Annotated in this window: 22 protein-coding genes; 6 read left to right on the top strand and 16 right to left on the bottom strand. The window is 55.1% G+C overall.

Features of this window, described 5'->3' with window-relative positions; translation table 11 throughout:
* Positions 1 to 62: 62 nt before the first annotated feature.
* On the top strand, positions 63 to 1,100 hold the full coding sequence (locus QMZ30_RS06740) for a permease (RefSeq protein WP_283226806.1): 1,038 nt from the start codon (positions 63 to 65) through the stop codon (positions 1,098 to 1,100).
* On the opposite strand, the gene nrdG is transcribed toward QMZ30_RS06740, so the two are convergent.
* Together nrdG and nrdD are read right to left on the bottom strand one after the other, a co-directional pair.
* Positions 993 to 1,559 (bottom strand): anaerobic ribonucleoside-triphosphate reductase-activating protein, encoded by a 567-nt coding sequence (gene nrdG, locus QMZ30_RS06735; protein ID WP_283226805.1) that lies wholly within the window; start codon positions 1,557 to 1,559, stop codon positions 993 to 995. The two genes, QMZ30_RS06740 and nrdG, sit on opposite strands and share 108 nt — an antisense overlap.
* Positions 1,556 to 3,694, bottom strand: a complete 2,139-nt coding sequence (gene nrdD, locus QMZ30_RS06730) for an anaerobic ribonucleoside-triphosphate reductase (protein ID WP_283226859.1) — start codon at positions 3,692 to 3,694, stop codon at positions 1,556 to 1,558. The genes nrdG and nrdD overlap by 4 nt, the downstream gene beginning before the upstream one ends.
* Positions 3,695 to 3,963: 269 nt before the next feature.
* Here nrdD and QMZ30_RS06725 point away from each other — a divergent pair, with 269 nt between their 5' ends.
* Positions 3,964 to 6,348: a beta-N-acetylhexosaminidase gene (locus QMZ30_RS06725; RefSeq protein ID WP_283226804.1), complete on the top strand. Its 2,385-nt coding sequence runs from the start codon at positions 3,964 to 3,966 to the stop codon at positions 6,346 to 6,348.
* 58 nt (positions 6,349 to 6,406) lie between these two features.
* Here QMZ30_RS06725 and ridA read toward each other — a convergent pair whose 3' ends face one another.
* The 4 genes from ridA to argF all read right to left on the bottom strand — a co-directional run bounded on the left by ridA (position 6,407) and on the right by argF (position 9,594).
* On the bottom strand, positions 6,407 to 6,793 hold the full coding sequence (ridA, locus tag QMZ30_RS06720) for a 2-iminobutanoate/2-iminopropanoate deaminase (protein WP_034826478.1): 387 nt from the start codon (positions 6,791 to 6,793) through the stop codon (positions 6,407 to 6,409).
* 149 nt (positions 6,794 to 6,942) lie between these two features.
* Entirely contained in the window at positions 6,943 to 7,407 is a 465-nt protein-coding gene (gene pyrI / locus QMZ30_RS06715) for an aspartate carbamoyltransferase regulatory subunit (protein WP_039327601.1), read from the bottom strand.
* 10 nt (positions 7,408 to 7,417) lie between these two features.
* Positions 7,418 to 8,353 carry an aspartate carbamoyltransferase gene (gene pyrB / locus QMZ30_RS06710; RefSeq protein ID WP_058971050.1) on the bottom strand — a complete coding sequence of 312 codons (936 nt, stop codon included), beginning with the start codon at positions 8,351 to 8,353 and terminating at the stop codon, positions 7,418 to 7,420.
* A 233-nt stretch (positions 8,354 to 8,586) separates the two neighbouring features.
* Entirely contained in the window at positions 8,587 to 9,594 is a 1,008-nt protein-coding gene (argF, locus tag QMZ30_RS06705) for an ornithine carbamoyltransferase (protein ID WP_039327605.1), read from the bottom strand.
* Positions 9,595 to 9,757: 163 nt separating this feature from the next.
* Here argF and rraB point away from each other — a divergent pair, with 163 nt between their 5' ends.
* Together rraB and miaE are read left to right on the top strand one after the other, a co-directional pair.
* Positions 9,758 to 10,180: a ribonuclease E inhibitor RraB gene (gene rraB, locus QMZ30_RS06700; protein ID WP_039327607.1), complete on the top strand. Its 423-nt coding sequence runs from the start codon at positions 9,758 to 9,760 to the stop codon at positions 10,178 to 10,180.
* Between the two features lie 60 nt (positions 10,181 to 10,240).
* Complete coding sequence (gene miaE / locus QMZ30_RS06695) at positions 10,241 to 11,002, top strand: tRNA isopentenyl-2-thiomethyl-A-37 hydroxylase MiaE (RefSeq protein WP_283226803.1); 762 nt, start codon at positions 10,241 to 10,243, stop codon at positions 11,000 to 11,002.
* 251 nt (positions 11,003 to 11,253) lie between these two features.
* Here the strand turns inward: miaE and QMZ30_RS06690 are convergent, their stop codons facing one another.
* The 4 genes from QMZ30_RS06690 to pepA form a co-directional block, all read right to left on the bottom strand.
* Positions 11,254 to 11,760 (bottom strand): GNAT family N-acetyltransferase, encoded by a 507-nt coding sequence (locus QMZ30_RS06690; protein WP_418903610.1) that lies wholly within the window; start codon positions 11,758 to 11,760, stop codon positions 11,254 to 11,256.
* 63 nt (positions 11,761 to 11,823) lie between these two features.
* The gene (locus tag QMZ30_RS06685) at positions 11,824 to 14,679 is read right to left on the bottom strand and encodes a valine--tRNA ligase (RefSeq protein ID WP_283226802.1); all 2,856 of its coding nucleotides are present in this window, start codon (positions 14,677 to 14,679) and stop codon (positions 11,824 to 11,826) included.
* 2 nt (positions 14,680 to 14,681) lie between these two features.
* Complete coding sequence (locus tag QMZ30_RS06680; protein WP_058971041.1) at positions 14,682 to 15,143, bottom strand: DNA polymerase III subunit chi; 462 nt, start codon at positions 15,141 to 15,143, stop codon at positions 14,682 to 14,684.
* 145 nt (positions 15,144 to 15,288) lie between these two features.
* Positions 15,289 to 16,800 (bottom strand): leucyl aminopeptidase, encoded by a 1,512-nt coding sequence (gene pepA / locus QMZ30_RS06675; RefSeq protein ID WP_039327616.1) that lies wholly within the window; start codon positions 16,798 to 16,800, stop codon positions 15,289 to 15,291.
* A gap of 268 nt (positions 16,801 to 17,068) precedes the next feature.
* Here pepA and lptF point away from each other — a divergent pair, with 268 nt between their 5' ends.
* Positions 17,069 to 18,169, top strand: coding sequence for an LPS export ABC transporter permease LptF (gene lptF, locus QMZ30_RS06670; protein WP_039327618.1), 1,101 nt, complete (start codon positions 17,069 to 17,071; stop codon positions 18,167 to 18,169).
* Positions 18,169 to 19,245 carry an LPS export ABC transporter permease LptG gene (lptG, locus tag QMZ30_RS06665; protein WP_039327620.1) on the top strand — a complete coding sequence of 359 codons (1,077 nt, stop codon included), beginning with the start codon at positions 18,169 to 18,171 and terminating at the stop codon, positions 19,243 to 19,245. The genes lptF and lptG overlap by 1 nt, the downstream gene beginning before the upstream one ends.
* Positions 19,246 to 19,294: 49 nt before the next feature.
* On the opposite strand, the gene QMZ30_RS06660 is transcribed toward lptG, so the two are convergent.
* The 6 genes from QMZ30_RS06660 to QMZ30_RS06635 all read right to left on the bottom strand — a co-directional run bounded on the left by QMZ30_RS06660 (position 19,295) and on the right by QMZ30_RS06635 (position 25,565).
* The gene (locus QMZ30_RS06660; RefSeq protein WP_283226858.1) at positions 19,295 to 20,053 is read right to left on the bottom strand and encodes a DeoR/GlpR family DNA-binding transcription regulator; all 759 of its coding nucleotides are present in this window, start codon (positions 20,051 to 20,053) and stop codon (positions 19,295 to 19,297) included.
* A 76-nt stretch (positions 20,054 to 20,129) separates the two neighbouring features.
* Entirely contained in the window at positions 20,130 to 20,519 is a 390-nt protein-coding gene (locus QMZ30_RS06655) for a VOC family protein (RefSeq protein WP_283226801.1), read from the bottom strand.
* 2 nt (positions 20,520 to 20,521) lie between these two features.
* Positions 20,522 to 21,853, bottom strand: a complete 1,332-nt coding sequence (gene fucP, locus QMZ30_RS06650; RefSeq protein ID WP_283226800.1) for an L-fucose:H+ symporter permease — start codon at positions 21,851 to 21,853, stop codon at positions 20,522 to 20,524.
* Entirely contained in the window at positions 21,850 to 23,367 is a 1,518-nt protein-coding gene (locus QMZ30_RS06645) for a xylulokinase (protein ID WP_283226799.1), read from the bottom strand. The genes fucP and QMZ30_RS06645 overlap by 4 nt, the downstream gene beginning before the upstream one ends.
* Before the next feature lie 40 nt (positions 23,368 to 23,407).
* Positions 23,408 to 24,121 (bottom strand): deoxyribose-phosphate aldolase, encoded by a 714-nt coding sequence (gene deoC / locus QMZ30_RS06640; RefSeq protein WP_283226798.1) that lies wholly within the window; start codon positions 24,119 to 24,121, stop codon positions 23,408 to 23,410.
* Between the two features lie 169 nt (positions 24,122 to 24,290).
* Positions 24,291 to 25,565: a DUF445 domain-containing protein gene (locus QMZ30_RS06635; RefSeq protein WP_283226797.1), complete on the bottom strand. Its 1,275-nt coding sequence runs from the start codon at positions 25,563 to 25,565 to the stop codon at positions 24,291 to 24,293.
* Between the last annotated feature and the right edge of the window lie 84 nt (positions 25,566 to 25,649).

Here is a 25,649-nt window from a genome sequence, read left to right as displayed (position 1 = left end):
GTGGGTTATCCGCCGCACATCATCGTGCGGCTTCCGTTATTCAGTTGAATACGAGATCGGTTATGACCCAACTTGCCCCCTCAGCGCCTGCGATACGATTAGCCTGGTGGAAACCGCTGCTGTTTCTCGCGGTGGTGGTGATCGGCCTGTGGTATGTCAAATGGCAGCCCTATTACGGCAAAGCCTTTACCGCCGTCGAAACCCATTCAATCGGAAAATCTATTCTGGCCAATGCCGCCGATTCGCCGTGGCGTGCGGCGCTGGATTACGCCATGGTCTATTTTCTCGCGGTATGGAAAGCGGCGGTGCTCGGCGTGGTCCTCGGCTCGCTGGTGCAGGTGCTCATTCCCCGCCATTGGCTGTTGCGCCTGATGGGCCAGTCACGTTTTGGCTCGACATTAATCGGTACCGGTTTCGGTTTGCCGGGAATGATGTGTACCTGCTGTGCGGCACCGGTCGCGGCAGGGTTGCGTCAGTCTCAGGTGTCGAGCGGGGCGGCGATGGCGTTCTGGCTGGCCAATCCGCTGCTGAATCCCGCTACGCTGATATTTATGGGATTTGTGCTGGGCTGGCACTTTGCCGCGATTCGGCTGGTGGCCGGGTTGGCAATGGTGCTGGGCATTGCGTCACTGGTTCAGCGTAGCGTTCCAGAACAGACCATCGCCGTGCCGAAGGTGTTGGCGACCCGTGATGAATCACCGTTTCTCTCACGCTGGCTGGGGGTGATGTGGCGATTGTTCTGGAACACCATCCCGCTGTATATCATCGCCGTGCTGCTGCTGGGCGCGGCGCGCGTCTGGCTGTTCCCACATGCGGATGGCGCGGTGGGTAATACGCTGTTTTGGGTGATGCTGATGGCGATAGCAGGCTGTTTGTTTGTCATTCCCACGGCGGCAGAGATCCCGATCGTGCAAACTATGATGCTGGCGGGCATGGGTATCGCGCCGGCTCTGGCGCTGTTAATGACCTTGCCCGCCGTGAGTGTGCCGTCGCTACTGATGCTGCATCGTGCCTTCCCGGCGCGCGCCTTGTGGATCGCGCTGCTGGGCGTGGCGTTCAGCGGGTTCATCGTCGGTCTGCTCGCCTTGTGGCTGGCGTAAATACCAGATTTTTTGATTGCGGCTGCCGCGCCACAGCAGCCGCGCATCTCTCTCCGCTTCAATGAAACGCCCGTCGATCAACACGTCAATTTCAGCGACTACCTCGCGCTGGGCCTCACTGAGTTCCGCCATCTTATAGCCGGTCCACAGCCAGATATCTTTGTCCGGGCATTCGCGGCGCACCCGTTTTACCAGCCGACGGATGTGCGGCACATTGTGCGGATGCAGCGGATCGCCGCCGCTTAGCGACAATCCCTGGCGCGGAATTCGCGTGTCTTTGAGGTCGGCAATCAGCTGCTCTTCCATCTCCAGCGTGAACGGCACGCCAGAATCGAGCCGCCAGGTGCTCTGGTTGTAGCAGCCACGGCACTGATGCTCGCAGCCGGCAACAAACAGCGTACAGCGCGTGCCCGGTCCGTTAACGATATCGACAGCGTAATAGCGATGGATATGCATCATCCTATTTGTCCGCTTTCCAGATGTTTAACGCGGCGCTGCACCTCTTCCTGTTTGCCAGCGTTGAAGGGGCGCGCATCCGGGCTGCCAAGATAGCCGCAGACGCGGCGCGTAACGGAGACGCGTGCCGGATCGTGGTTGCCACAACACGGACAGGTAAAGCCTTTGCTGGTGCAGCTGAACTCGCCGCTAAAACCGCATTCGTAACACTCATCAATCGGCGTGTTAGTGCCGTAATAGGGCACGCGGTGATAGCTGTAATCCCACACGTCCTCCAGCGCCTTGAGGTTGTGCTGAATGTTGGGGTATTCGCCATAGCAGATGAAGCCGCCATTGGCGAGAGCGGGATAGGGCGCTTCAAAGTCGATCTTGTCGTAGGGATTCACTTTCTTCTCAACGTCGAGATGGAAGCTATTGGTGTAGTACCCTTTATCGGTGACCCCCGGTACCACGCCGAATTCGGCCGCATCAAGACGGCAGAAGCGGTCGCACAGGTTCTCGCTCGGTGTGCTGTACAAACTGAAACCGTAGCCGGTCTCGGTTTTCCACGCATCAACCGCATCGCGCAGGTGCTGGACAATGGCAACGCCCTTTTCACGCAAATACGGCGCGTCATAGGGATGCACTTCGTTGCCGCTCAACGCGTTGAGCGTTTCATGCAGACCAATATAACCCAGGGAGATGGAAGCACGGCCGTTACGGAAAATCGCACCCACTTCGTCATCGGCATTGAGCCGCACCCCGCAGGCACCTTCCATATAGAGAATGGGGGCGACGCGGGCTTTGGTTTTCTCCAGCCGCACGATGCGCGTCATCAATGCGCGCTTGGCCAGCGCCAGCCGCGCGTCGAGCAGCAACCAGAAATGGGCCTCGTCGCCTTTGGCTTCTAACGCGATGCGCGGCAGGTTGAGGCTGATCACGCCAATGTTGTTGCGGCCTTCATGGATCTGCTCGCCGTTTTCTTCATACACGCCGAGGAAGCTGCGGCAGCCCATCGGCGTTTTGAATGAGCCGGTAATCTCGACCACTTTGTCGTAGTTCAGGATGTCGGGATACATGCGCTTACTGGCGCACTCCAGCGCTAATTGCTTGATATCGTAATTGAAATCACCAGGACGGCGATTCACGCCTTCGCGGATAGCGAACACCAGTTTGGGGAACACTGCCGTTTTGTGATTTTTGCCGAGGCCGGCAATGCGATTGCGCAGAATCGATTGCTGTATCAGCCGAGCGGCCCAGTCAGTACCCAGACCAAATCCGAAGGTCACAAAGGGCGTCTGTCCGTTGGCGGTGTGCAGCGTGTTGACTTCGTACTCCAGCGACTGGAAGGCGTCGTAGCACTCTTTCTCGGTGCGCACCCGTGCGTAGGCTTCGGCATCAGGGATCTGCCACGCGTGAGCCACGGCGCGATGCTTCTCCAAACTGAGGTTCACAAAGGGCGATAACACTTCATCAATGCGATTAATGGTGGTGCCGCCGTAAATGTGGCTGGCGACCTGGGCGATGATCTGCGCCGTGACGGCAGTGGCGGTAGCGATTGATTTTGGTGGCTCAATCTCGGCATTGCCCATTTTAAAGCCGTTGTTCAGCATGCCCTGAAGATCGATCAACATGCAGTTAAACATCGGGAAAAACGGCGAGTAGTCGAGATCGTGATAGTGGATCTCGCCGCGCTCGTGCGCCAGTACCACGTCACGCGGTAGCAGTTGCTGTTGGGCATAGTGTTTGGCGACGATGCCTGCCAGCAGATCGCGCTGAGTGGGGATCACCTTGCTGTCTTTGTTGGCGTTTTCATTCAGCAGTGCGGCATTGGTTTGCTCTACCAGACCACGAATGGCGTGATGCAGTTTGCCACGCTGTTCACGGGCGAGATCGCGATCATGACGGTATTCGATATAGGCACGCGCCAGTTGCGGCCAGCGTCCCGCCATCAGCGTCTCTTCGACTGCGCATTGAATATCGCGGATATCCACCTCCGCGCGATCGGCCAGTTGCTGACTGACCTGCATCGCCACCTGACTGCACCAGGCCGCATCATCAATCTGCGCTGCCTGGGCTGCGGCCTGCACGGCCAGCTCAATCCGCTGTGCCTCAAAGGGCACTCTACAGCCGTCACGCTTAATCACCACCGTCGCCATCATCTCTCCATAAAACTATATGTGGGTATTTTTAAGGAGTGTAATCGCTACATGTGGTGTTATGGCGGAAATTAATCGCACCGTTTTTGACCTGCCGCAAAGAAGCCATAACGAAGATTGAAAGCCGCACAATGGTGAAGCGAACTAAACTTCAAAAGTTTTAACCCGCCCAAACTTCGACCGATGCAAACTTGATTTGCGAAGCGAAGCAGGTTTAATGAGTTCTTTGCTTTTTTTTGGCCCGTCATTTATTTACAAGGAAGCCTCACATGCCTTTGCAACGAACGCTGCTTGCCTGTTGTCTCTCCCTCTCTTTTTCTGCTTTTGCCGCTCCCGCAACCGATTTGCCATTAATGCCCTGGCCACAAAAAGTGGTCCAGCCCGCGGGTGGCGGCGCACTGACGCTGACGCCGCAGTTCACGCTGCATATCTCAGGCGATCATCTGGAGGGCGCGGAAGCCCGCTGGCGCGCGCGTATTTCACGCCAGACCGGCTGGCCACTGCTGCCCGCCAGTGCCCCGAGCAACCAAGCCACCATTCAGGTACAAATCGCCCAAGCGGTTGACCCGCTGCCGCAACCTGACAGCGATGAGAGCTATCATCTGGAGGTCAACAGCAGCGGTGTACTGCTGAAAGCCAACACCCGCTTTGGTGCGATGCGCGGCATGGAAACGCTGTTGCAGTTAATTGAGAATAATGAGACGGGAACGCAGATCCCTTACGTCACTATTGACGATAAACCGCGCTTCCCGTGGCGTGGGGTGCTGATCGATTCGGCGCGCCACTTCCTGCCGATCGAAACCGTTAAGCGACAAATTGATGGTATCGCCGCTGCGCGCATGAACGTATTCCACTGGCATCTGACGGATGACCAAGGCTGGCGTTTTGCTTCCAGCCACTATCCACAGCTGCAGGAGAAAGCCAGCGATGGCCTCTATTACACTCAGCAGCAGATGCGCGATGTGGTGCGTTATGCCACTCAGCGCGGCGTGCGTGTGGTGCCAGAAATTGACTTGCCAGGACACGCTTCCGCGATCGCCGTGGCGATGCCTGAACTGCTGAGCGCGCCGGGTCCATATCAGATGGAACGCGGTTGGGGGGTGTTTAAACCGTTACTCGATCCCAGCAACGAAGCGGTGTTTACCTTTATCGATACGTTGATGGGGGAGGTGACGGCCATCTTCCCCGATCCTTATGTTCACATTGGTGGTGATGAAGTCGATCCAACACAATGGAACGACTCACCTAAGATTCAGCAGTTTATGCGTGACCACGGCCTGAAAGATACGCACGCTTTGCAGGCATGGTTCAATCAGCGCGTTGAGAAGATCCTCGAAGCCCATCAGCGGCGCATGATTGGGTGGGATGAGGTCTATCATCCCGATCTGCCGAAAAGTATTTTGATCCAATCCTGGCAGGGGCAAGATGCGTTGGGAGAGGCAGCAAAACACGATTTCCGCGGCATTCTCTCAACCGGTTTCTACCTTGATCAGCCCCAAACTGCGGCCTATCACTATCGCAACGAACCCTGGCCGCAGGGCCTCAATGGCCAGGACCAGATTCTAGCCGATGAGCAGGCGCAGAGCTGGCAGTTCACCATGCCGCGCCTGAAAGGCAGCCCGGTAAAAGGCAGCTTCACCCTGGTGGAAGGCAAAAGCGGCTGGCGTGGATTTATTGATTTCAGCGGCAAAGCGCGGCGGATGGTCAGCGACATTCGCTGGCTGTCGCCCACTCAGCTAACGTTTAGCGTTGATACCTGGATGGGGCCTTTCCAGCCGATGGTCACGCTGACACAGGACAAACTGACTGGCTATATGCTAGTGGGCAATGTGCGTTATCCGGTTGAAGGCAATAAGCTGGCTCAGGTGCCCGCTGGGATTCAACCTTCCGTGCCTTCGCCGGAACAGATGCAAAATAACCTGATTGGCGGTGAAGCGGCACTGTGGGCGGAAAACGTCAACAGCCGGGTGATTGATACCCGCCTGTGGCCGCGCGCCTTTGTGGTGGCAGAGCGCCTGTGGTCTGCGAAGGATGTCACGGACAGCGACAATATGTATCAGCGCCTGAGCGCGGTAGATCGTTGGGGCACGGTGTCGGTGGGACTTCAGCAGCATCAGCAGGCGGAAGTGCAGATGATGCGTCTGGCGAATACCAGCGACATTACACCGCTGCGCGTGCTGGCGGAAGTGCTGGAACCGGCACAGTACTACACGCGTCAGCATCTGAAGTTCCAGGCCGGGCATTATGATTACTTTGAGCCGCTCAATCGTCTGGCGGATGTGCTGCCAGCCGAAAGCGAGCCGGTGCGCTTGCTGGATAAACAGGTGGATGCGCTAATTGCCAACCGAGAGGATCATGCCGCCGCTAACGCCATTCGTCAGCAGCTACAGCGTTGGCAAAACAACAGCGATGCGGTGATGCCGCTGATTTTAGCGAATTACCAGCTTAAGCCGTTGCAGCAGCAGGCACAGCAAGTGGCGCAACTGAGCCGGATGGGGCTGGATTTGGTCAATGCGATGCAGCGTAATCAGGCGTACGGTGCCAGTGAAGTGGCCGACATGCATACCAAACTGGATGCCGCTGCACAGGTGCAGGATGAGACGGTGTTGGCGCTGGTTCGTCCGCTGGAGAAGCTGTTGCGAGCGTCTAAATAACCGATCGCGCCGCTACGGTTATGTTGTAGCGGCGCAATTTATTGCGCGATGTTTTAAATCAACGGCGAACTGCAATCGCCTCGATTTCAATCTTCACATCTTTTGGCAGACGCGCCACTTCTACGCAAGAACGCGCTGGGAAGCTGGCGTTGTGCTCAGTGAAAAAGGCTTCATAAGTGGCATTTACGGTGGCGAAGTCATTCAGGTCTTTCACGAACACGGTGGTTTTGACAATGTCGCCCACTTTCAGGCCAGCGGCTTCAACAATCGCCTTCACATTCTCCAGCGACTGACGCGCCTGCGCAGAGACATCATCCGCCACGGCCCCGGTCGCCGGATCCACGGGGATCTGGCCTGAAGTGATGATCATGCTGCCAAGATCCACGCCCTGCACATAAGGGCCAATTGCTGCGGGTGCTTTTTCTGTGCTGATTTCGCGAGACATTGTTTCTCCTTGAAAGTGTGCGATTGACGTTTGCCAATCACGAAAATGATCGCCCCATTATATACCCTTCATACTTCGAGTTGCAGGTGCGTTGGCTACGTGCCTTCCTGAACCTCGAATTGTTTTGGGTTTAGAGGCGACATCAGTTATTACCAGTGGCCGAGAACCACGTGGCGCGCGAACTCTTTCTCGCAGTATTTGCACTTCAGGTGCACATCATCATCACGCTGCTTAACTGCAAAACTGCTGAATACCGGTTCACTGCGGCTGATGCAGTTGCTGTTCGGACAGGTGAGCACGCGCTCAATGCGATCCGGCAGCGTAGGAGCGATCTTCGCCACCACTTCGTAATCATCGATGCGATTCACCGTGGCGAGTGGCGCGTATACTGCCAGCTGGTTGATCTGATCGTCGGTCAGGAAGGTGTTCTCGATCTTGATCAGATCCTTGCGACCCATTTCGCCGGAAGGGAGATTCAGGCCGATGGTGATGCGTTGATCGGTTTCGGTCAGACGGAACAGTGAGAGCAATTTAAAACCGACCTGCGCGGGAATATGGTCAATCACCGTGCCGCGTTTGATGGCTTCAACCTGCAATTTATTATCGTGAGTCATCGGTTTCTCCTTACAGGGCCAGTTCGCTATTGAGTACCAGTGCTAACAAGGCCTGGCGGGCGAAGATGCCGTTGCCTGCCTGCTGGAAATACCAGGCGTGCGGCGTGCTGTCGACATCAGTGGTGATCTCATCGATACGCGGCAATGGGTGCAGCACCTTCATATTATCGCGGGCACCGACTAAATCCGCGGCGCGCAGAATGAACTGCGCCTTCACGTTGGCGTACTCGGAAGGATCGAGGCGCTCTTTCTGCACGCGCGTCATGTAGAGAATATCCAGTTCGGGCATCACTTCTTCGATGCTGTCATGACGCGACCACACAATGTTCTGCTCATCCAGCATGTCAGTAATGTAAGACGGCATCGCCAGTGCATCGGGAGCGATAAAGTAGAAACGGTTGCCAGTGAACTTGGCCAACGCCTGCGTCAGCGAGTGCACGGTGCGACCATATTTCAGGTCACCGACCATGGCCACATTCAGATTGTCGAGGCGGCTCTGGGTTTCGCGGATGGTGAACAGATCCAGCAATGTTTGTGTTGGATGCTGGTTCGCGCCGTCTCCGGCATTCAGAATCGGGATGCCGCTGGAGAACTCGGTGGCCAGACGCGCCGCACCTTCCTGTGGATGACGCATCACAATCGCATCCACGTAAGTGCTGATCACAGAAATGGTGTCTGCGAGGGTTTCGCCTTTCTTACCCAGCGAGGTGTTGCTGCCATCGGCGAAGCCCACCACTGATGCGCCTAAACGATGCATTGCAGTCTCGAATGAGAGACGCGTACGGGTGGAGGCTTCAAAGAAACAGCTGGCAATCACATTGTGCTTTAGCAGTTCCGGCTGGGGATGCGCCTTCAACTGAGCGGCGGTGTGTAACACCAGCTCCAGCTCATCGCGATTGAGGTCGTTAATAGAAATAATGTGCTTGCGATATAGCGGGTTGGCCATAGCGTTCTCCTCTGCGCTGCCGGATTGCGGACAAAAAAAAGCCCCTGCTTAAGGGGCTTTTTTACGATCAATGAATGACGGAAAGAAACAGGTGCATCGCCTGTGGTCAGGCGGGGTAGAGCGGCAAATTGTACGCTGCGCTGTTGCATGTTTCCTCCGGCAAATTGTGGCGCATTATACGCATTCACTGATTTGCATCAAGCAGAAATCGCGCACGGGGTAAACGTTTGCTTTTACGGCTTACCCAGCGTTGCCACCATCACCGCTTTGATGGTGTGCATGCGGTTTTCGGCCTGATCGAACACGATACTGTGCGTTGACTCAAACACCTCGTTGCTCACTTCCATGCCGTCATTCAGGCCATACTGCTCTGCCATCTGACGGCCCAAGGTAGTTTGGTCATCATGGAAAGCAGGCAGGCAGTGCAGGAATTTCACCTGTGGATTGCCGGTAAGCGCCAGCATCGCACTGTTCACCTGATACGGGCGCAGCAGCGCGATACGCTCTTCCCACACCGATTTGGCTTCGCCCATCGACACCCAAACATCAGTGTAGATGAAATCCGCACCTTGCACGCCTTCGGCAATGTCTTCGGTCAGGGTGATTTTGCCACCGGTTTGCTGCGCCGCCACGCGGCACTGTTCCACCAGTTGTTCTTCCGGCCAGCAGCCTTTTGGTGCCACCAGACGCAGATCCAGCCCAACCAGTGCAGCAGCTTCCAGCATGCTGTTGCCCATGTTATTGCGCGCGTCACCCACGTACACCAGCGTCATCTCGCTGAGCGGTTTACCCGGTAAGTGCTCTTGCATGGTGAGTAAATCGGCCAGCAACTGCGTAGGGTGGAACTCGGTGGTCAAACCGTTCCACACAGGGACACCGGCAAACTCAGCCAGGGTTTCGACCAGTTCCTGACCGAAGCCACGATACTGGATACCGTCATACATACGGCCCAATACGCGCGCGGTGTCCTTCATCGATTCTTTATGGCCAATCTGGCTGCCGCTTGGGCCGAGGTAAGTCACGTTAGCGCCCTGATCGTATGCGGCAACTTCGAAAGAGCATCGTGTACGGGTCGAGTCTTTTTCGAAGATGAGCGCGATATTCTTGCCTTTCAGGTACTGGGTTTCAGTGGCATTTTTCTTTGCGTGTTTTAATTCACCTGCGAGATTGAGCAGGTTGGCGATTTCAGCTGGGGTGAAATCCAGCAATCTCAGGAAATGTCTCGAATACAGCTGACTCATACAGCGCTCCAGATATGGATCAATAATGAATTAAAATTCAATCTAACCGTATGAATATGCATTTTCAACCCCGGCGTTAAGAAACTTTCTGTTTTGTGTAGTGGCGCGCGAGGCAGTGTGGGAAAATAATTGCATTCACGCCGAACATTTTGAGGACACGCCCATGGCATACGAAGCATTGCTGGAAGAACAGCGCGAAGAAACCCGCCTGATCATTGAAGAGTTGCTGGAGGACGGCAGCGATCCGGATGCGCTTTACACTATCGAGCATCACCTCTCCTGCAACAACTTCGACTCACTGGAAAAAGTGGCGGTGGAAGCTTTCAAACTGGGCTTTGAGGTCAGCGAACCGGAAGAGCTGGAGCTGGAAGAGGGCGGCACCGTGATGTGCGTGGACATCCTGAGCGAAGGGGCGCTGAAAGCCGAGCTGATTGATGCGCAGGTTGAGCAGTTGGTGAATCTGGCGGGTAAATTCAACGTCGATTACGACGGTTGGGGCACCTACTTTGAAGATCCAGACGCCGAAGATGAAGACGACGATGGCGATTTCATCGACGACGAAGAAGACGACGGTGTGCGTCACTAAGCCTTAATGGGCGGCACCTGCCGCCCTGATTGACTTCTCCCGCCAGCATAAAGAACGCCGATGAACTACGCTCCCCTGTTAGAACCCATTCATGATTTTCTGCATTGCCGCACGCCACAAGCGTGGATTGATGAGGCGCGCAAACCGGAAAACCTGACGCTGCTGCTCACCGATCACATGGTGTGTGAGCTTAAGGCGGCACAAACTGCGGTGTTTATTATTCGTAAGTATGTGGCCGATAAGCCGAGTGGCGATGCCATTCTGGCGTGGCTCAAACCTTATGAAGATTTCATTTATCGCGATGAGCCGGACAACAACTTTATCAATGCGCACAAGAATCTGACCAAAAGCATCATTGTGCGTAACGAACTGCCGTGGGCGGATGACTTAGTCGAGATGATGGTGCTGTTGATCAAAGAAGAGCTGCATCATTTTTATCAGGTCTGGGAAATTATGCAGTCACGTGGTTTGCCATACCGCAAAACCACCGCCAGTCGATACGCCAAAGGATTGATTCGTGAAATCAGCACTTATGAACCCGATGCGCTGGTGGACAAGTTGATTTGCGGCGCGTATATCGAAGCGCGTTCCTGTGAACGTTTTGCCAGCCTGGCGCCGTATCTTGATGATCAGCTGCAGAAATTCTACATCTCGCTGCTGCGTTCTGAAGCACGCCACTATCAGGATTACCTGAAGCTGGCGGAACAGATCTCAGCGAAAGATATTGCCCCGCGCGTGCAAGCTTTTGGTGAGGCTGAGGCGCGTTTGATCAGCGAGCCTGATGGCGAGTTACGTTTTCACAGTGGTGTGCCAGCGTTTTAAGGTGAGTGCGTGATGTTTCCCTCACCCTAACCCTCTCCCGCAAGCGGGCGAGGGGACCGATAGAGCAAGTTTTGATAATGAGTGCTTAGCCAACCACAGCACAATTAGTCACTCTCTCCCGCAAGCGGGCGAGGGGACCGATCCAGCAAGTTTTGATAATGAGTGCTTAGCCAACCACAGCACAATTGGGCACCCTCTCCCGCAAGCGGGAGAGGGCTGGGGTGAGGGCAAAAACCGCCTCTATCCCTGAATCACAGTACCTTCAGCATCCGCACTTCGCAGTCACCGTGGCCGGTGCACCCCATGGCGTTATCAATCAGCTCGAATCCCAGCGACTCGTACAGTTTAATCGCTCGCGTCAGGCTGCCGGTGGTTTCCAGATAGCAGCGGCGAAAGCCCTGTTGACGCGCATAGTCCATGGCTCGCAGAGCGAGCCCACGCGCCAGACCTAAACCGCGCACCTGTGGCAGGAAGTACATCTTCTGCAATTCGCAGATATCCGGCGCGCTACACGCCAGCGGTGCCACACCGCCGCCGCCAACCACCACCCCGTCATGCTCGACGATCCAGTACGCGCTATTGGCTTCACTGTAGAGTTCGAACAGCCGATCGAGGTTGGGATCCGAAACGGTGTAGCCTTTATCAGCCGTAAGGCCGAATTCCGCTGACACATCACGGATCACTTGTGCAATGAGAGGGTTATCGGCCGCAGTAATCGGGCGCACCTGCAAATTCAGTGGCGTAGCGGTGGTCATCATTCTCTTCCGGTGTAAAAAAGCCGGGCAGTGCCCGGCTATGATTTAGCAATTGGACTGATGCGCTTACAATGCCGCAATCACGCCCTGCTGTTCAATCAGTTTTGCTTTTGATTGTTCCAGCTCAACGATGCGATCGCGCTCTTTCGCCACCACTGCTTCCGGTGCACGAGCAACAAAGCCTTCATTCGCCAGCTTGACCTGGATCTTCTCAATCTCTACATCCAGCTTGGTCAGCTCTTTCGCCAGACGCTCCAGCTCCGCTTCTTTGTTCACCAGATCCGCCATGGGGATCAGCAACTCAGCGCCTTCTACAATCTTAGTGACTGAAAGTGGTCCTTTCTCACCCGCAGGCAAAATCTCCAGGCTGGCCAGACGCGCCAGACGAGACAGGAAGTTGCGGTTCTCTTCCACGCGACGCTGTGCCGCAGGAGAGCAATCACGCAGCAGCACATCCAGCGGTTTGCCCGGAGAAATGTTCATCTCAGCACGGATGTTACGCACCGCGACAATCGCCTGCTTCATCCACTCGATATCGGCTTTCGCCTCGGCATCTTCTTTCGCCGCGTCAAACTGCGGGAAGGCCTGCAGCATGATGGTATCGTGATCGATGTTCTTCAGACCCTTCACACGCTGCCAGATGGTTTCGGTGATGTAAGGAATGATCGGATGCGCCAGACGCAGTAAGGCTTCCAGCACGGTCACCAGCGTATTACGCGTACCGCGCAGTTCCGCTTCGCTACCGTTGTCCATCACTGGCTTGGTCAGCTCCAGATACCAGTCACAGAACTGGTTCCAGGTGAAGTCATACAGAATGTTGGCAGCGATATCAAAGCGATAGCTATCCAGCGCTTCACGATAGGCTTTCACGGTGCTGTTGAATTCGGTCAGAATCCAGCGGTCTGCCAGCGACAGCTTCATCTCGCCGCCATTTTGGCCGCAATCATGCTCTTCGGTGTTCATCAGCACGAAACGGCTGGCGTTCCACAGCTTGTTACAGAAGTTGCGATAGCCTTCGAGACGCTTCATATCCCAGTTAATATCGCGGCCGGTTGAGGCCAGCGCCGCCAGGGTAAAGCGCAACGCGTCGGTACCGGATGCCACAATACCGTCCGGGAACTGCTTCTCGGTACGTTTGCGGATCTTCTCAGCCAGCTGTGGCTGCATCATGTTACCGGTGCGTTTTTCCAGCAGATCTTCCAGCGAAATCCCGTCGATCATATCCAGTGGATCGATGACGTTACCTTTCGATTTGGACATCTTCTGGCCTTCTTCATCACGGATCAAACCGGTCATGTAGACGGTTTTGAACGGCACCTGCGGCTTACCGTTTTCATCTTTGATGAAGTGCATGGTCAGCATGATCATGCGCGCAATCCAGAAGAAGATAATATCGAAGCCGCTTACCAGCACGCTGGTTGGGTGGAAGGTACGCAGCGCTTCGGTATTTTCTGGCCAGCCCAGAGTGGAGAACGTCCACAGACCAGACGAGAACCAGGTATCCAGCACGTCGTCGTCCTGACGCAGAACCACCACGTCAGCCAGGTTATTTTCCTGACGTACTTCTTGCTCCGTGCGGCCAACATAGACGTTACCGTCATTGTCGTACCATGCAGGGATACGGTGGCCCCACCACAGCTGACGTGATATGCACCAATCCTGAATGTCACGCATCCACGAGAAGTACATGTTTTCGTACTGTTTTGGTACGAACTGGATATCGCCATTCTCTACCGCTTCAACCGCGACTTTCGCCAGCGGAGCGGTGCGAACATACCATTGGTCGGTAAGCATTGGCTCGATGACTACACCGCCACGGTCGCCGTAGGGCACGGTCAGATCGTGGGGTTTGATCTCTTCCAGCAGGCCGATTTCGTCAACCGCAGTCACAATCGCTTTACGCGCCGCGAAACGTTCCATTTTCTGGAACTGGGCTGGGATCTCATCCGCACACTCGTCGCTGACTTCGCCATTGGTGTCGAACACTTCCGCACGTTCACGGATATCGCCATCAAAGGTCAGGATGTTAATCATCGGCAGCTTGTGACGACGACCGACTTCATAGTCGTTGAAGTCATGCGCTGGGGTGATCTTCACGCAGCCGGTGCCTTTTTCCATGTCCGCGTGCTCATCGCCGACGATCGGGATGCGACGATTCACCAGCGGCAGGATCAGCTCTTTGCCGATCAGATCTTTGTAGCGCGGATCTTCCGGATTCACCGCCACGCCGGTATCGCCCAACAGGGTTTCCGGACGGGTGGTGGCAACCACCAGATAATCTTTACCTTCTGCGGTTTTAACGCCGTCAGCCAGCGGATAGCGGATATGCCACATAGAGCCTTTGCTCTCGCGGTTTTCCACTTCCAGATCGGAGATAGCCGTGCGCAGTTTAGGATCCCAGTTCACCAGGCGCTTGCCACGGTAAATCAGGTTTTCTTTGTACAGGCGGACGAAGACTTCACGCACCGCGTTAGACAGGCCTTCATCCATGGTGAAGCGCTCACGCTCCCAATCCACGGAGTTGCCGAGGCGACGCATCTGACGGGTAATGGTGCCGCCAGATTCCGCTTTCCACTGCCAGATTTTGTCGATGAAGGCGTCACGACCATAATCCTGGCGGGTTTTGCCCTCTTCAGCGGCAATCTTGCGTTCAACAACCATCTGCGTGGCGATACCGGCATGGTCAGTACCTGCCTGCCACAGGGTATTTTTCCCCTGCATACGCTGGTAACGGATCATGGTATCCATGATGGTCTGCTGGAAAGCGTGACCCATATGCAAGCTGCCGGTGACGTTCGGCGGCGGGATCATGATGCAAAAGCTTTCCTGGCTGGTATCGCCATTCGGTTTAAAGTAGCCCTGCTGTTCCCAGTGCTCGTAGAGCGGCTGCTCGATATCTTGCGGGTTATATGTCTTTTCCATTTCTACACTGTCGTTTGCGGCGGAGGTGGCGTCGCCGTATTCAATTGGAAACCAACGCTGCGATAGGCTTTATAGCGGTCGCGCGCCAGTTGTTTTAAGGATTCTTCGTAAGGAACAAAGTCTATCACTTCATGGAAACCCGTAGCAAAATCTGCGAACTGTGGCAGCAAACTGATCAACAGGTCGCGCGGTGAACTGCCACGGCGTTGCGGCCAGGCCAGTTCCACCGGCGCACCGTAACGCGGGCCTTCACCGGCCAGGTTATGGGGCACAAAAGCGTTGGCGGGGCGCTGCCATAGCGCCTCATCCAGGCGGTTGGCCTGCTCTTCGTTTTCACAGGCAATCAGAATGCGCTTGCCGTCACGCCAGCGTGTTTCTGCCAGATCGCACACCAGGGCTTCGATGGCGCTGAGGCCGTCGCTGGCGCTTTCTGACTCCATCACATAGAAAGTGGCGTTTTTCATGGCGGGGTTATTTCCATTGATGACTGTGGGGCATTGTGCTTCAGCAAGACCGCTGCGTCCAATAATAAGGTCGCCATTAAGGGCGACCCTATAAGTCCTGTAGGGTGCGCATTTATGCGCACCGTTTCAATGATCGCAGAAGACTTTAATCGTCGCCGTTCAGACCCGCGCGGTTCAACAGGAACTGCGACAGCAGAGGAACCGGGCGACCAGTGGCGCCTTTGGCCTTGCCAGAGCGCCATGCGGTGCCCGCGATATCCAGGTGTGCCCAGTTAAACTTACGGGCGAAGCGTGCCAGGAAACAGGCGGCAGTGATAGCACCACCGGGACGGCCACCAATGTTCGCCATATCGGCAAAATTGGATTCCAGCTGTTCCTGATACTCATCGGCCATTGGCAGACGCCACGCGCGGTCACCGGACTGCTCGGAAGCGCTGATCAGCTCGTGTGCCAGTGGGTTGTGGTTTGACATCAAACCACTGACATGGTGACCCAGTGCAATCACGCAAGCACCGGTCAGAGTGGCAATATCGATCACCACTTCTGGCTCGAAACGCTCAACGTAGGTCAGCGCGTCACACAGCACCAGACGGCCTTCGGCATCGGTGTTTAGCACTTCCACGGTCTGACCGGACATGGTGGTCAGCACATCGCCAGGACGCATCGATCGGCCATCCGGCATGTTCTCACAGCCGACCAGTACGCCGACCACGTTCAGCGGCAGATTGAGTTCCGCCACCATGCGCATCACGCCGTACACTGAGGCCGCACCGCACATGTCGTACTTCATCTCATCCATTGAGTCAGCCGGTTTGATCGAGATACCACCGGAATCGAAGGTCAGGCCTTTACCGACCAGCACAATCGGACGTGCTTCCGGATCGGTACTGCCTTTGTACTCAATCACTGACATCAGCGATTCATTATGTGAACCGGCACCGACCGCCAGGTAAGCGTTCATGCCCAGCTCTTTCATCTGCTGTTCGCCGATCACACGCGTGGTGACATTTTTGCTGTAAGCATCGGCCAACTGACGCGCCTGCGACGCCAGATACGCGGCGTTACAAATATTCGGCGGCATGTTGCTGAGGTCTTTGGCGGCTCTGACACCGGCAGCGACTGCTAAACCGTGCTGAATAGCACGTTCGCCACTGGTGAGTTCACGGCGCGTTGGTACGTTGAACACCAGCTTACGCAGCGGACGACGCGGTTCGACCTTATTGCTTTTTAGCTGATCGAAGTTGTAGAGCGCTTCTTTAGAGGTTTCCACCGCCTGGCGAACTTTCCAGTAGGTATTGCGCCCTTTAACGTGCAGTTCAGTCAGGAAGCATACGGCTTCCATTGAGCCGGTGTCGTTCAGCGTGTTGATGGTTTTCTGAATCACCTGTTTGTACTGGCGTTCATCCAGCTCACGCTCTTTACCACAGCCGATCAGCAAGATGCGCTCGGAAAGGATATTCGGCACATGGTGCAGCAACAGCGTCTGGCCAACCTTGCCTTCCAGTTCACCGCGGCGCAGCAGAGCGCTGATGTAGCCGTCGCTGATTTTATCCAGCTGCTCGGCAATGGGTGATAAACGGCGCGGTTCGAAAACGCCAACAACGATGCAGGCGCTACGCTGTTTTTCCGGGCTACCGCTTTTTACACTGAACTCCATGCACTCTCCTGAATCTTAAAGACAACGGCCTTAGCTGTCGTTAGAATGTCTCGCGTTCGTAACCCATTATTTAGTTGCGACGCCATGACAATTTAACGCTGGCGGTCATAATGAGTAGGGGTGGAAATGTGTTGTTTTTTCACCACTCTAACGCGTTCGTCATACTATTTTAGCTACGATGACGGCCATTGATGAAGAAAAATGGCTGATAAGCGTTGAAACTAGCGATTTTCCTGCAAAAAGACAAGTTATCACAGGCGTACTAAGCGTGATCATCATTAGATATCTGGTTCGGGAAACGCTCAAAAGCCAGCTGGCTATCCTGTTCATCCTGCTACTGATCTTCTTTTGCCAGAAGTTAGTCAGGATTTTGGGTGCTGCGGTGGATGGCGAGATCCCAACAAATCTGGTTCTGACATTGTTAGGACTGGGCGTGCCTGAAATGGCACAACTTATCCTGCCCCTAAGCTTGTTTCTGGCGATTTTAATGACCCTTGGGCGGCTGTACACCGAAAGTGAAATTACGGTGATGCATGCCTGCGGACTGGGTAAAAGCGTGCTGGTTAAGGCCGCGATGATTTTGATGTTGCTCACCTCGGCGGTAGCGGCAGTCAACGTCATTTGGTTAGGGCCATGGTCATCACGTTATCAGGACGAAGTGACACAAAATGCCAAAGCCAACCCAGGTGCAGCGGCGCTTGCGGCGGGTCAGTTCCAGACCTCCAGCGACGGCAATAGCGTGCTGTTCGTGGAAAACGTGAAAGGCAATCATTTTGGTAACGTGTTCCTGGCGCAACTGCGTCCGAAAGGAAATGCACGCCCTTCAGTGGTGCTAGCCGACAGTGGTCATATGGAGCAGCGTAAAGACGGCTCGCAGGTGGTGACCCTGGATAAAGGCACGCGTTTTGAAGGCACGGCCATGTTGCGCGATTTCCGTATTACGGATTTCACCAATTATCAGGCGCTGGTGGGCTACAAGGAAGCCACGCTCGATCCGAACGATGCCGATCAGGCGAGTATCAGCACGCTGTATAAGAACAAAACACCGCAGTTCCAGGCGGAGTTCCACTGGCGTTTAACCTTGGTGTTTGCCGTGTTGGTGATGGCGCTGATGGTGGTGCCTTTGAGTGTGGTCAACCCACGCCAGGGCCGTGTGCTGTCAATGCTGCCCGCCATGCTGCTGTACCTGATCTTCTTCTTGTTGCAGAGTTCGTTGCGGTCTAACGCGGCGAAAGGCAAGTTCGATCCCGCCATCTGGATGTGGGTGGTGAACTTCGCTTACCTGGCGCTGGCGGTGATCTTGAACCTGTGGGATACGGTACCGATGCGACGCATTCGTGGCCGCTTTAGCCGTGGAGGATCGGTGTGATGTTTAAGGTCCTTGATCGCTATATCGGTAAAACCATCTTCAATACCATCATCATGACGCTGTTCATGCTGGTGTCGTTGTCGGGCATCATCAAGTTCGTCGATCAGCTACGTAAAACCGGGCAGGGCGCCTATACCGCACTGGATGCCGGTTATTACACCTTGCTCAGCGTACCGAAAGATATTGAAATCTTCTTCCCGATGGCGGCGCTGCTTGGCGCGCTGCTGGGATTGGGGACACTGGCGCAGCGCAGTGAACTGGTCGTCATGCAGGCCTCGGGCTTTACCCGTCTGCAGGTGGCGCTGGCCGTGATGAAAACCGCCATCCCACTGGTGTTGTTGACCATGGCCATTGGTGAGTTTGTTGCGCCACAGGGCGAGCAGATGGCGCGTAACTACCGTGCACAGCAGTTGTATGGCGGTTCGTTGATGTCGACACAGAGTGGCTTGTGGGCAAAAGATGGCCATGACTTCATCTACATCGAACGCATCAAAAGCGATAGCGAAATCGATGGTGTCAGCATTTATACCTTCACCGATCAGCGTCGTTTACAGAGCGTACGTTATGCCGCAAGTGCCACCTGGAATGCTGATAAGAAATTGTGGGTGCTGTCGCAGGTGGATGAGTCCAACCTCAGCGATGCCAAACAAATCACCGGTTCACAGAGTCTGGGCGGAGAGTGGAAAACCAACCTGACTCCCGACAAACTCGGTGTGGTGGCGTTGGACCCGGATGCGCTGTCGATCAGCGGCCTGTATAACTACACCAAATATCTTAAGCAGAGCGGCCAGGTTTCCGGACGCTATCAGCTGAATATGTGGGGCAAAATCTTCCAGCCACTTTCCGTGGCGGTGATGATGCTGATGGCGCTGTCGTTTATCTTTGGTCCGCTGCGTAGCGTCTCGATGGGGGTACGTGTGGTCACGGGGATTAGCTTTGGCTTCCTGTTCTACGTACTGGACCAGATCTTCGGCCCGCTCAGCCTGGTTTACGGCATCCCGCCGATTCTGGGTGCCATCCTGCCAAGCGCCGCGTTCTTCGCGATTAGCTTGTATATGCTGCTAAAACGTCGGTAAAAAAGACAGTATACGGGCGCCTGAGGGCGCCCTTGCTTTAGTTACTCACCTACTCGATACTCACTAACGCAATGCCGGCCTGCTGCCAGTCTTCGGCGTCTTCCGGTAGCGTATCGATGACCAGCATATCCACCTGATCGCAGCGCGCGAATTGTGCTAATGAAGTGTTTCCCAGCTTGCTGCTATCGCATACCACAATGACCTGGCTGGCATGTTCAATAATGGTGCGTTTGCTTTCTGCCAGCATAATGTCAGCGACACAGGCTCCTTGCTTGAGCGAAATGCCGTTCACCGCCATAAAAGCCTTATCGACGTTAAGATGATCCATCATCTGACCACCCGCAGCGGGAATGACGCAGTGATATCCCTTCTTCACCATACCGCCGAGTAGCACCAACTGAACGCCGCTGGCTTCTTCCAGTACGCGGGCAATGGCAAAATCGTTGGTGATCACGGTGAGATTTTTGCGTTCTCGCAGATGGTGTGCGATGTGCAGCGTAGTCGTCCCGGTATCGAGTACGATGATATCGCCATCTTCAACCAGCTGTGCTGCGCGTTCACCGATGCGTCCTTTGGCATCAATATTCATGCTTTCACGCAGATCCGAGCCCATTTCAAAACTGGCCCGGGTGCGAAGAATTGCGCCGCCATGGGTGCGCGTAAGTTGGCCCGATTCCTCCATTAAACGGAGATCGGTACGAATAGTCGCGCCAGAAACATTAAAGCGCTCACTCATTTCGCCAACGGAGATTTTGCGTTTCTCTTTGAGAATGGCGAGGATTTTTTCTTGTCTTTCCTCTAGATACATATCGGCCTCGAACGTGGGAAACAGCAACACTCTAACGCAGCTTCCGGGCGGCGTGAACTCCGCCCGGAACATTCGTTTAACGGTTTAGCGGTTGCAGAAATTCCACTCGCTCACCGTCGGGGCCTGCGATCATAAAGTAACGACTCCCTGCTGGATGATCACAAGGACCTTCAACCAGCGGATAACCGAGAGATTTCACCCAAGTCTCTGCCGCAGTAAGATCCGCCACGTGCCATGCCAGATGGTCGAGGCCACTGTCTTGCTCTTCCCGCACAGCTGTTTGCCACGGTAGTTGATACAGTTCCAGTACGACACCTTGATGCTGTAAGAACTCGACGGCGATGGTTCCGCTCTCGTCCCTAACATCAAGTTGCCGCTGAGACTCAAAACCCAGCGACTGATAGAAGGTGCTGGCTGCGCTAAGATTACGCGTGCGTAATCCGATGTGTGCTAACGATTTGATCATCTTCACACCCCTTTACGCTGGCACCAAAATCCGAAGAAGGCGACGTAAGCAAAGCAAACCAGCGGAATGCTAAAGGCAAATTGCATATCGCCGCCGTTCATGTCCGACATAATGCCCATCACCAACGGAATGACCGCACCGCCAATAATCGACATCACCACAATCGAACCTGCCAATTGCGTTTCAGCGCCCATCCCCTTGATGGTCAAGCCAAAGTTGGTCGGCCAGCATAGTGCCATACAGAAGTTCACCGCCATAATGGCAACCACCGCTACCATGCTTTTCTCACTGACCGCAAACACCAGCAGTACCACGCAGATCGAGCAGAAAATACCGAGCAGTAACGCTGGGCTGTAGCGTTTCATTAGCGCGGTGGTCACCACTTTGCCGGCTGAGTAGCACAGCAATGTAGCGATTAACCACCAGGTCGCCGAATGTTCGCTGGTGCCGTGTTCAATCAGCTGCACGAAGCGAATAGTGAAGCTCCACAAACCGACCTGCGCACCGACATAGAGAAACTGCGATAGCACGCCCATACGGAAGCGAGGAATAGACCATAATTTCTTCAGCGATTGGCTCAGCGGCTGGCTCGGCGCATCCGTCTTCGCCGCGGGTTTACATGCCGGGAATTTCACCGCGACAAACACCAGCGCCAACACGACCAAAATCGAACCGATAATCAGGTACGGCGTGACCACTTGCGAAACCATTTGCTGGCGGATGCCATCTGCGACGTCAACAGGCAGCGCCGCCAGTTGATCGTGTGTGAGATCGTCTTTGTTAAAGATTAGCTGTTGCCCAATCACCACGCCCATAATCACGCCGACCGAGTTGAAAATCTGCGAGAAGTTAATGCGTTGCGTGGAAGTTTCTGCGGTGCCGAGTAAGCTCGAATAGGTGTTAGCCGAGGTTTCGAGGAATGATAAGCCGCTGGCAATCACTCCGAGGCAACCCAGAAACGCAGCGTAAGTCATGGCGTGTGCAGCTGGAATAAACAGGAAACAGCCCGCTGCGTACAAACATAATCCGATGATAATCGCCACTTTGTACGAGTAGCGCTTAATCACCGCCGCCGCAGGCAGCGCCACGAGAAAGTAGCCGAGGAAGAAGATCGACTGCACCAGCGCGGTTTGTGTGTCGCTAAGATCGAAGCCCTTTTTAAACTGGGCGATCAAGATGTCATTCAGGTTGCCTGCCATGCCCCACAAGGCAAACAGGCAGCATACCATCAACAACTGCAGCCATGGCGTGGCCGGTAAATAGGCGCTGCGATCCAGTGTTTCGCCGTGCGCGCCTGCGACTTCATCCTGCTTTTTAATCGAAATTTCGCTCATGATCCCTGCTCCTCAAAACAGGCGGTTGCCGCATCGAGGCGATCCCACAGCGGTTGTGCCTGTACATAAAGTTGGTCGAAGATGTCGAACTGACGTTGATAGGCTTCGTGTAGGCGCGCATCGGGCTGAATCTCACCCGCAATGTGCACCATGCGCTGCACGCCGTCGCCAAGGTCATTGAAGTGACCAATGCCGGTGGCGGCGAGGATGGCGCAGCCGAGCGTGCCGTTTTCCTGATTGACGGTTTGCAGAATGGGCCGGTTATACACAGAGGCTTTGATACTCAGCCACAGCTCACTGCGAGACCCACCGCCGGAGGCGATAATGCTATCGGGCATGGTGCAGCATTCGCTCAGTTGACGCAGATTGCGCCAGGAGGCAAATGCCACGCCCTCCAACACCGCGCGATACAAATGCCCAGCGTCGTGGCGGCGCTGTAAGCCAAACAGTTGGCCGCGCGAGTTACCCTTCTCAGCTAAGCGTTCACCGGTGAGATAAGGCAGGAACAGTAAGCCTTCCGCGCCGGGTTTCTTCTCTGCAGCGAGGCGCAGCATATCGGGATGGGAATGCTGACTGCCGCCAAAGGCTTCACGTGCCCAGCGCATTGCATCGCCACCCGCATCCAGCAGCGTAAATCCGCCCCATGCGTTGTTGCTCAAGTGCAGATTGTTGACTTGCGTATGTAGCAGCGGCGCGTCACTGACGACAGTGATTAAGGTAGATGTGCCGGTGCTGTCGGAGGCTTGTCCCGGTTGATAAACACCGGAACCCAGCAAGCTGGCGGCCATATCGGCAGTGCCCGCCACCACCGGGATGCCCGGCAGCAAGCCGATTTCCTGGGCAGCTGCGGGGCTGACCACCCCGATCACGTCGCTCGCGAGGTGGATTTTCGGCAGCAAGCTGGCAGAGAGCTGGAAACGATCCAGTGCAGCGGAGGACCACTCGCGCGTTGTGCTATCCATCAGGTAATAGCAGGACGCTTCACTGTAATCGGTGGCGCGCACGCCGGTTAAACGGAAATTGATAAAGTCTTTTGGCATCAGTACGCTGGCGACGCGTGTCCATACATCAGGATAGTTTTCGCGAATCCATTGCAACTTAAAGGCTGGCCATGCAGGCGTTGGCGGATTGTTCAGATGCTCAAGCCAGAACAGTGCATCTTCCTGCTCGCGGAAGGCGGCAACCTGCGCCCATGCACGTTTGTCGTTCCACAGCAGTGCGCGGTCTTCCACCAAGTGGCCTGCGCTGTCGAGCAGTACAGTGCCATGCATTTGGCCGCATACCGCAATCGCGGCGACCTGCGCCATCTCCGCGCCAAAGCGCGTATTCAGTTCCCGGATGCCGTCGCAAACAGACAGCCACCACAGCGAAGGGGCTTGTTCCACCCAGCCTGGCTGCGGGCTTGTCTGCGAATACTCACGTTGAGCGAAACCGACAATATCGCCGTCGGTAGTGACAAGGGCAGCTCGTGCGCTGCCAGTGCCTATGTCGAGGGTAAGAAGGTTTTTTTTCATTATTCACTCCATATCACGCCGGAGAGTTGCAGCGTTTAATTCAGTCTTGAGCCAGTTCTGGGAACAGCGAGGGATCTTGTTCCAGCTGTGCGAGTACTTTTTCAGTGGCGCTGGCACTCATACCAAAGCGGCGCACACCCAAGCGGTAGAGTGTGCGAATGGTATCGAGATCGCGGATACCGCCCGATCCTTTGATGCGTAAACGGCCTTGTAGCTGATCGGCAATGATGGCGACTTTTTCTTCAGTGGCGCCGCTGGCCGCCCAGCCGGTCGATGTTTTAATCCACTTCATACCGGCCTCAACCGCGATGTCGCACACACGGCGAATCTGCTGCTCGTTGAGGTAGTGGGTTTCGAGGATCACTTTGGCTTCGATCGGATCTGCGGCTTCAACCACGCGTTGCAGATCCTGTTTCACTTCATCAAAACGCCCTGACAGCACTTTGCCAATATTCACCACCATGTCGACTTCACGCGCACCATCGCAAATCAGTTGGCGTACTTCCTGCACTTTAGTCTCTGTGGCATGGCCGCCGCTGGGGAAGCCAACCGGGCCGCCAATCATGATCTCGCCACGCCCTTGCTCTGGCAGCAATGTGCTCAGAAAGCGCGTCCAGCAGGGCAAAACATGAATAGCGATAATGTTGTAGCGAATCGCCAACTCGGCGCACTGGCGAATATCGGCTTCGGTGTTGGTGGCTTGCACAGCACTTAAATCGATCATGCGTGCCATCTGTTGAGTAATACGGTTCATTTTCTTTTCCTTTCATTTTAAAAGACGATGTGACATTAAATGAAAGTTAATGTGAATATAAATGAAAATTGATGAAATTGTGATCTGGTAAGTGAAAATAGATGAAAGTCAGGGGAGAAGAGGGCAGGAGACGACCTTGCGGCCGCCTGTGGTGCTGGTCAACAGCAGATTAAAGAGTGGGAATAATTGCGGGTAACTGTGAAAGCAAATACAAGATCAGGCCAATCGTCCCGCCCACCAGCGTCCCGTTAATGCGGATAAACTGCAAATCGCGGCCGATGTTCAGCTCGATCTGTTGTGACATCTCCCGCGCATCCCAACTTTTCACCGTATCGCTGATGTGGCGAGTCAGGAACTCGGCAAACTCAGGTGCCACACTGCGTGCGGCGTCTTCCAGATGCTGATTCATTGAGATGCGTAGCGTTTCATCGGCGGCAAGAGTTTCACCGAACCACAGCGCCGCCAGTCTCACGCGCTCCTGAACGCGGGAATCATCGCTGGCGAGATCCGCTTTAAGCCAGTTGCGCAGGTCTTGCCACAGTTCGCCGATGTAGCGATTCAGTGACTCATCCTCTTTCAACCAGTTCTTGATCACCTCGGCACGCTCCGCCATTTCGGGATCGGTTTTTAGCTTCTCAATCAACCGTTGTACCGCACGGTTAAAACCGAGCCGCAATTCATGGCCCTGATCGAGTGCCACCTGGTCCAGAATCGAATCGACCGCATTCGCCACTAGATCTGCGCTGTGCTCGCCCAGCCATTCGGTTGGCAGCATTTTGGCTTTGATCGGATGCTCGCGCTTAAGCCAGCGCACAATCTGCGTGGCAATAAACTCTCGCGTACCAGGCTTATGCAGCAGGCGTAGCAGTTGCTGAACGGCGGCATCCAGTAGTTCCTGATGGCGATTGTTTTTGGTCAGGCTGTCGAGCAGTAGCGCGCTGGATTGAGTGAGATCGACCTTATCCAGCGCCCGGTGCACCGCACGTCGGATAAAGCGTTGAATACGTTCATCATCAGTCAGGTCGAGAAAACCGCGCATCACCTGTAACAGATGACGGCCGATGCGATCGGCATTGCCGGGGGTATTGAGCCATTGCGCCAGCAGCTGCGAGGGATCATGGCGACGAATCAGCGCCAGCAGTGAGTCGGTATCGAGAAATTTCTCCTGCACGAAGCGGCCAAGATTCTCGCCGATACGATCTTTATTGCGCGGGATAATCGCCGTATGGCGTGAGATAAATGGCACCGGCACGCGACGAAACAGCGCCACCACCGCAAACCAGTCCGCCAGCGCACCGACCATCGAGGCTTCCGCAATCGCCTTTAGCCCCAGCACCCAAAAATTGGGCGGTAGAAATAGCGTGACCACAAAAGTCGCGGCGGCAATCAGCAGCAACGACAGCGCTAAGCGCTTACTCCGTATGAGTTGTTGATGTTTATCCATATACCGATCTTAGCAGACCACAGAGTTCTGTTCGCCAAGGCACGCCCTGGCACCCAAGCGTAGCAGCGCGATTCATCGCGCGGG

The sequence above is a fragment of the Pantoea sp. EA-12 genome, from assembly GCF_030053355.1.
GTDB lineage: Bacteria > Pseudomonadota > Gammaproteobacteria > Enterobacterales > Enterobacteriaceae > Pantoea > Pantoea vagans_C.
Note: the sequence above shows the minus strand (reverse complement) of the source record. Positions and strands in the feature narration are given on the sequence as shown.

Excerpts from the sequence above, each read along its gene's own strand:
- QMZ30_RS06740 (WP_283226806.1), top strand. The coding sequence starts at position 63 with ATGACCCAACTTGCCCCCTCAGCGCCTGCGATACGATTAGCCTGGTGG.
- nrdG (WP_283226805.1), bottom strand. The coding sequence starts at position 1,559 with ATGATGCATATCCATCGCTATTACGCTGTCGATATCGTTAACGGACCG.
- nrdD (WP_283226859.1), bottom strand. The coding sequence starts at position 3,694 with ATGGCGACGGTGGTGATTAAGCGTGACGGCTGTAGAGTGCCCTTTGAG.
- QMZ30_RS06725 (WP_283226804.1), top strand. The coding sequence starts at position 3,964 with ATGCCTTTGCAACGAACGCTGCTTGCCTGTTGTCTCTCCCTCTCTTTT.
- ridA (WP_034826478.1), bottom strand. The coding sequence starts at position 6,793 with ATGTCTCGCGAAATCAGCACAGAAAAAGCACCCGCAGCAATTGGCCCT.
- pyrI (WP_039327601.1), bottom strand. The coding sequence starts at position 7,407 with ATGACTCACGATAATAAATTGCAGGTTGAAGCCATCAAACGCGGCACG.
- pyrB (WP_058971050.1), bottom strand. The coding sequence starts at position 8,353 with ATGGCCAACCCGCTATATCGCAAGCACATTATTTCTATTAACGACCTC.
- argF (WP_039327605.1), bottom strand. The coding sequence starts at position 9,594 with ATGAGTCAGCTGTATTCGAGACATTTCCTGAGATTGCTGGATTTCACC.
- rraB (WP_039327607.1), top strand. The coding sequence starts at position 9,758 with ATGGCATACGAAGCATTGCTGGAAGAACAGCGCGAAGAAACCCGCCTG.
- miaE (WP_283226803.1), top strand. The coding sequence starts at position 10,241 with ATGAACTACGCTCCCCTGTTAGAACCCATTCATGATTTTCTGCATTGC.
- QMZ30_RS06690 (WP_418903610.1), bottom strand. The coding sequence starts at position 11,760 with ATGATGACCACCGCTACGCCACTGAATTTGCAGGTGCGCCCGATTACT.
- QMZ30_RS06685 (WP_283226802.1), bottom strand. The coding sequence starts at position 14,679 with ATGGAAAAGACATATAACCCGCAAGATATCGAGCAGCCGCTCTACGAG.
- QMZ30_RS06680 (WP_058971041.1), bottom strand. The coding sequence starts at position 15,143 with ATGAAAAACGCCACTTTCTATGTGATGGAGTCAGAAAGCGCCAGCGAC.
- pepA (WP_039327616.1), bottom strand. The coding sequence starts at position 16,800 with ATGGAGTTCAGTGTAAAAAGCGGTAGCCCGGAAAAACAGCGTAGCGCC.
- lptG (WP_039327620.1), top strand. The coding sequence starts at position 18,169 with ATGTTTAAGGTCCTTGATCGCTATATCGGTAAAACCATCTTCAATACC.
- QMZ30_RS06660 (WP_283226858.1), bottom strand. The coding sequence starts at position 20,053 with ATGTATCTAGAGGAAAGACAAGAAAAAATCCTCGCCATTCTCAAAGAG.
- QMZ30_RS06655 (WP_283226801.1), bottom strand. The coding sequence starts at position 20,519 with ATGATCAAATCGTTAGCACACATCGGATTACGCACGCGTAATCTTAGC.
- fucP (WP_283226800.1), bottom strand. The coding sequence starts at position 21,853 with ATGAGCGAAATTTCGATTAAAAAGCAGGATGAAGTCGCAGGCGCGCAC.
- QMZ30_RS06645 (WP_283226799.1), bottom strand. The coding sequence starts at position 23,367 with ATGAAAAAAAACCTTCTTACCCTCGACATAGGCACTGGCAGCGCACGA.
- deoC (WP_283226798.1), bottom strand. The coding sequence starts at position 24,121 with ATGAACCGTATTACTCAACAGATGGCACGCATGATCGATTTAAGTGCT.
- QMZ30_RS06635 (WP_283226797.1), bottom strand. The coding sequence starts at position 25,565 with ATGGATAAACATCAACAACTCATACGGAGTAAGCGCTTAGCGCTGTCG.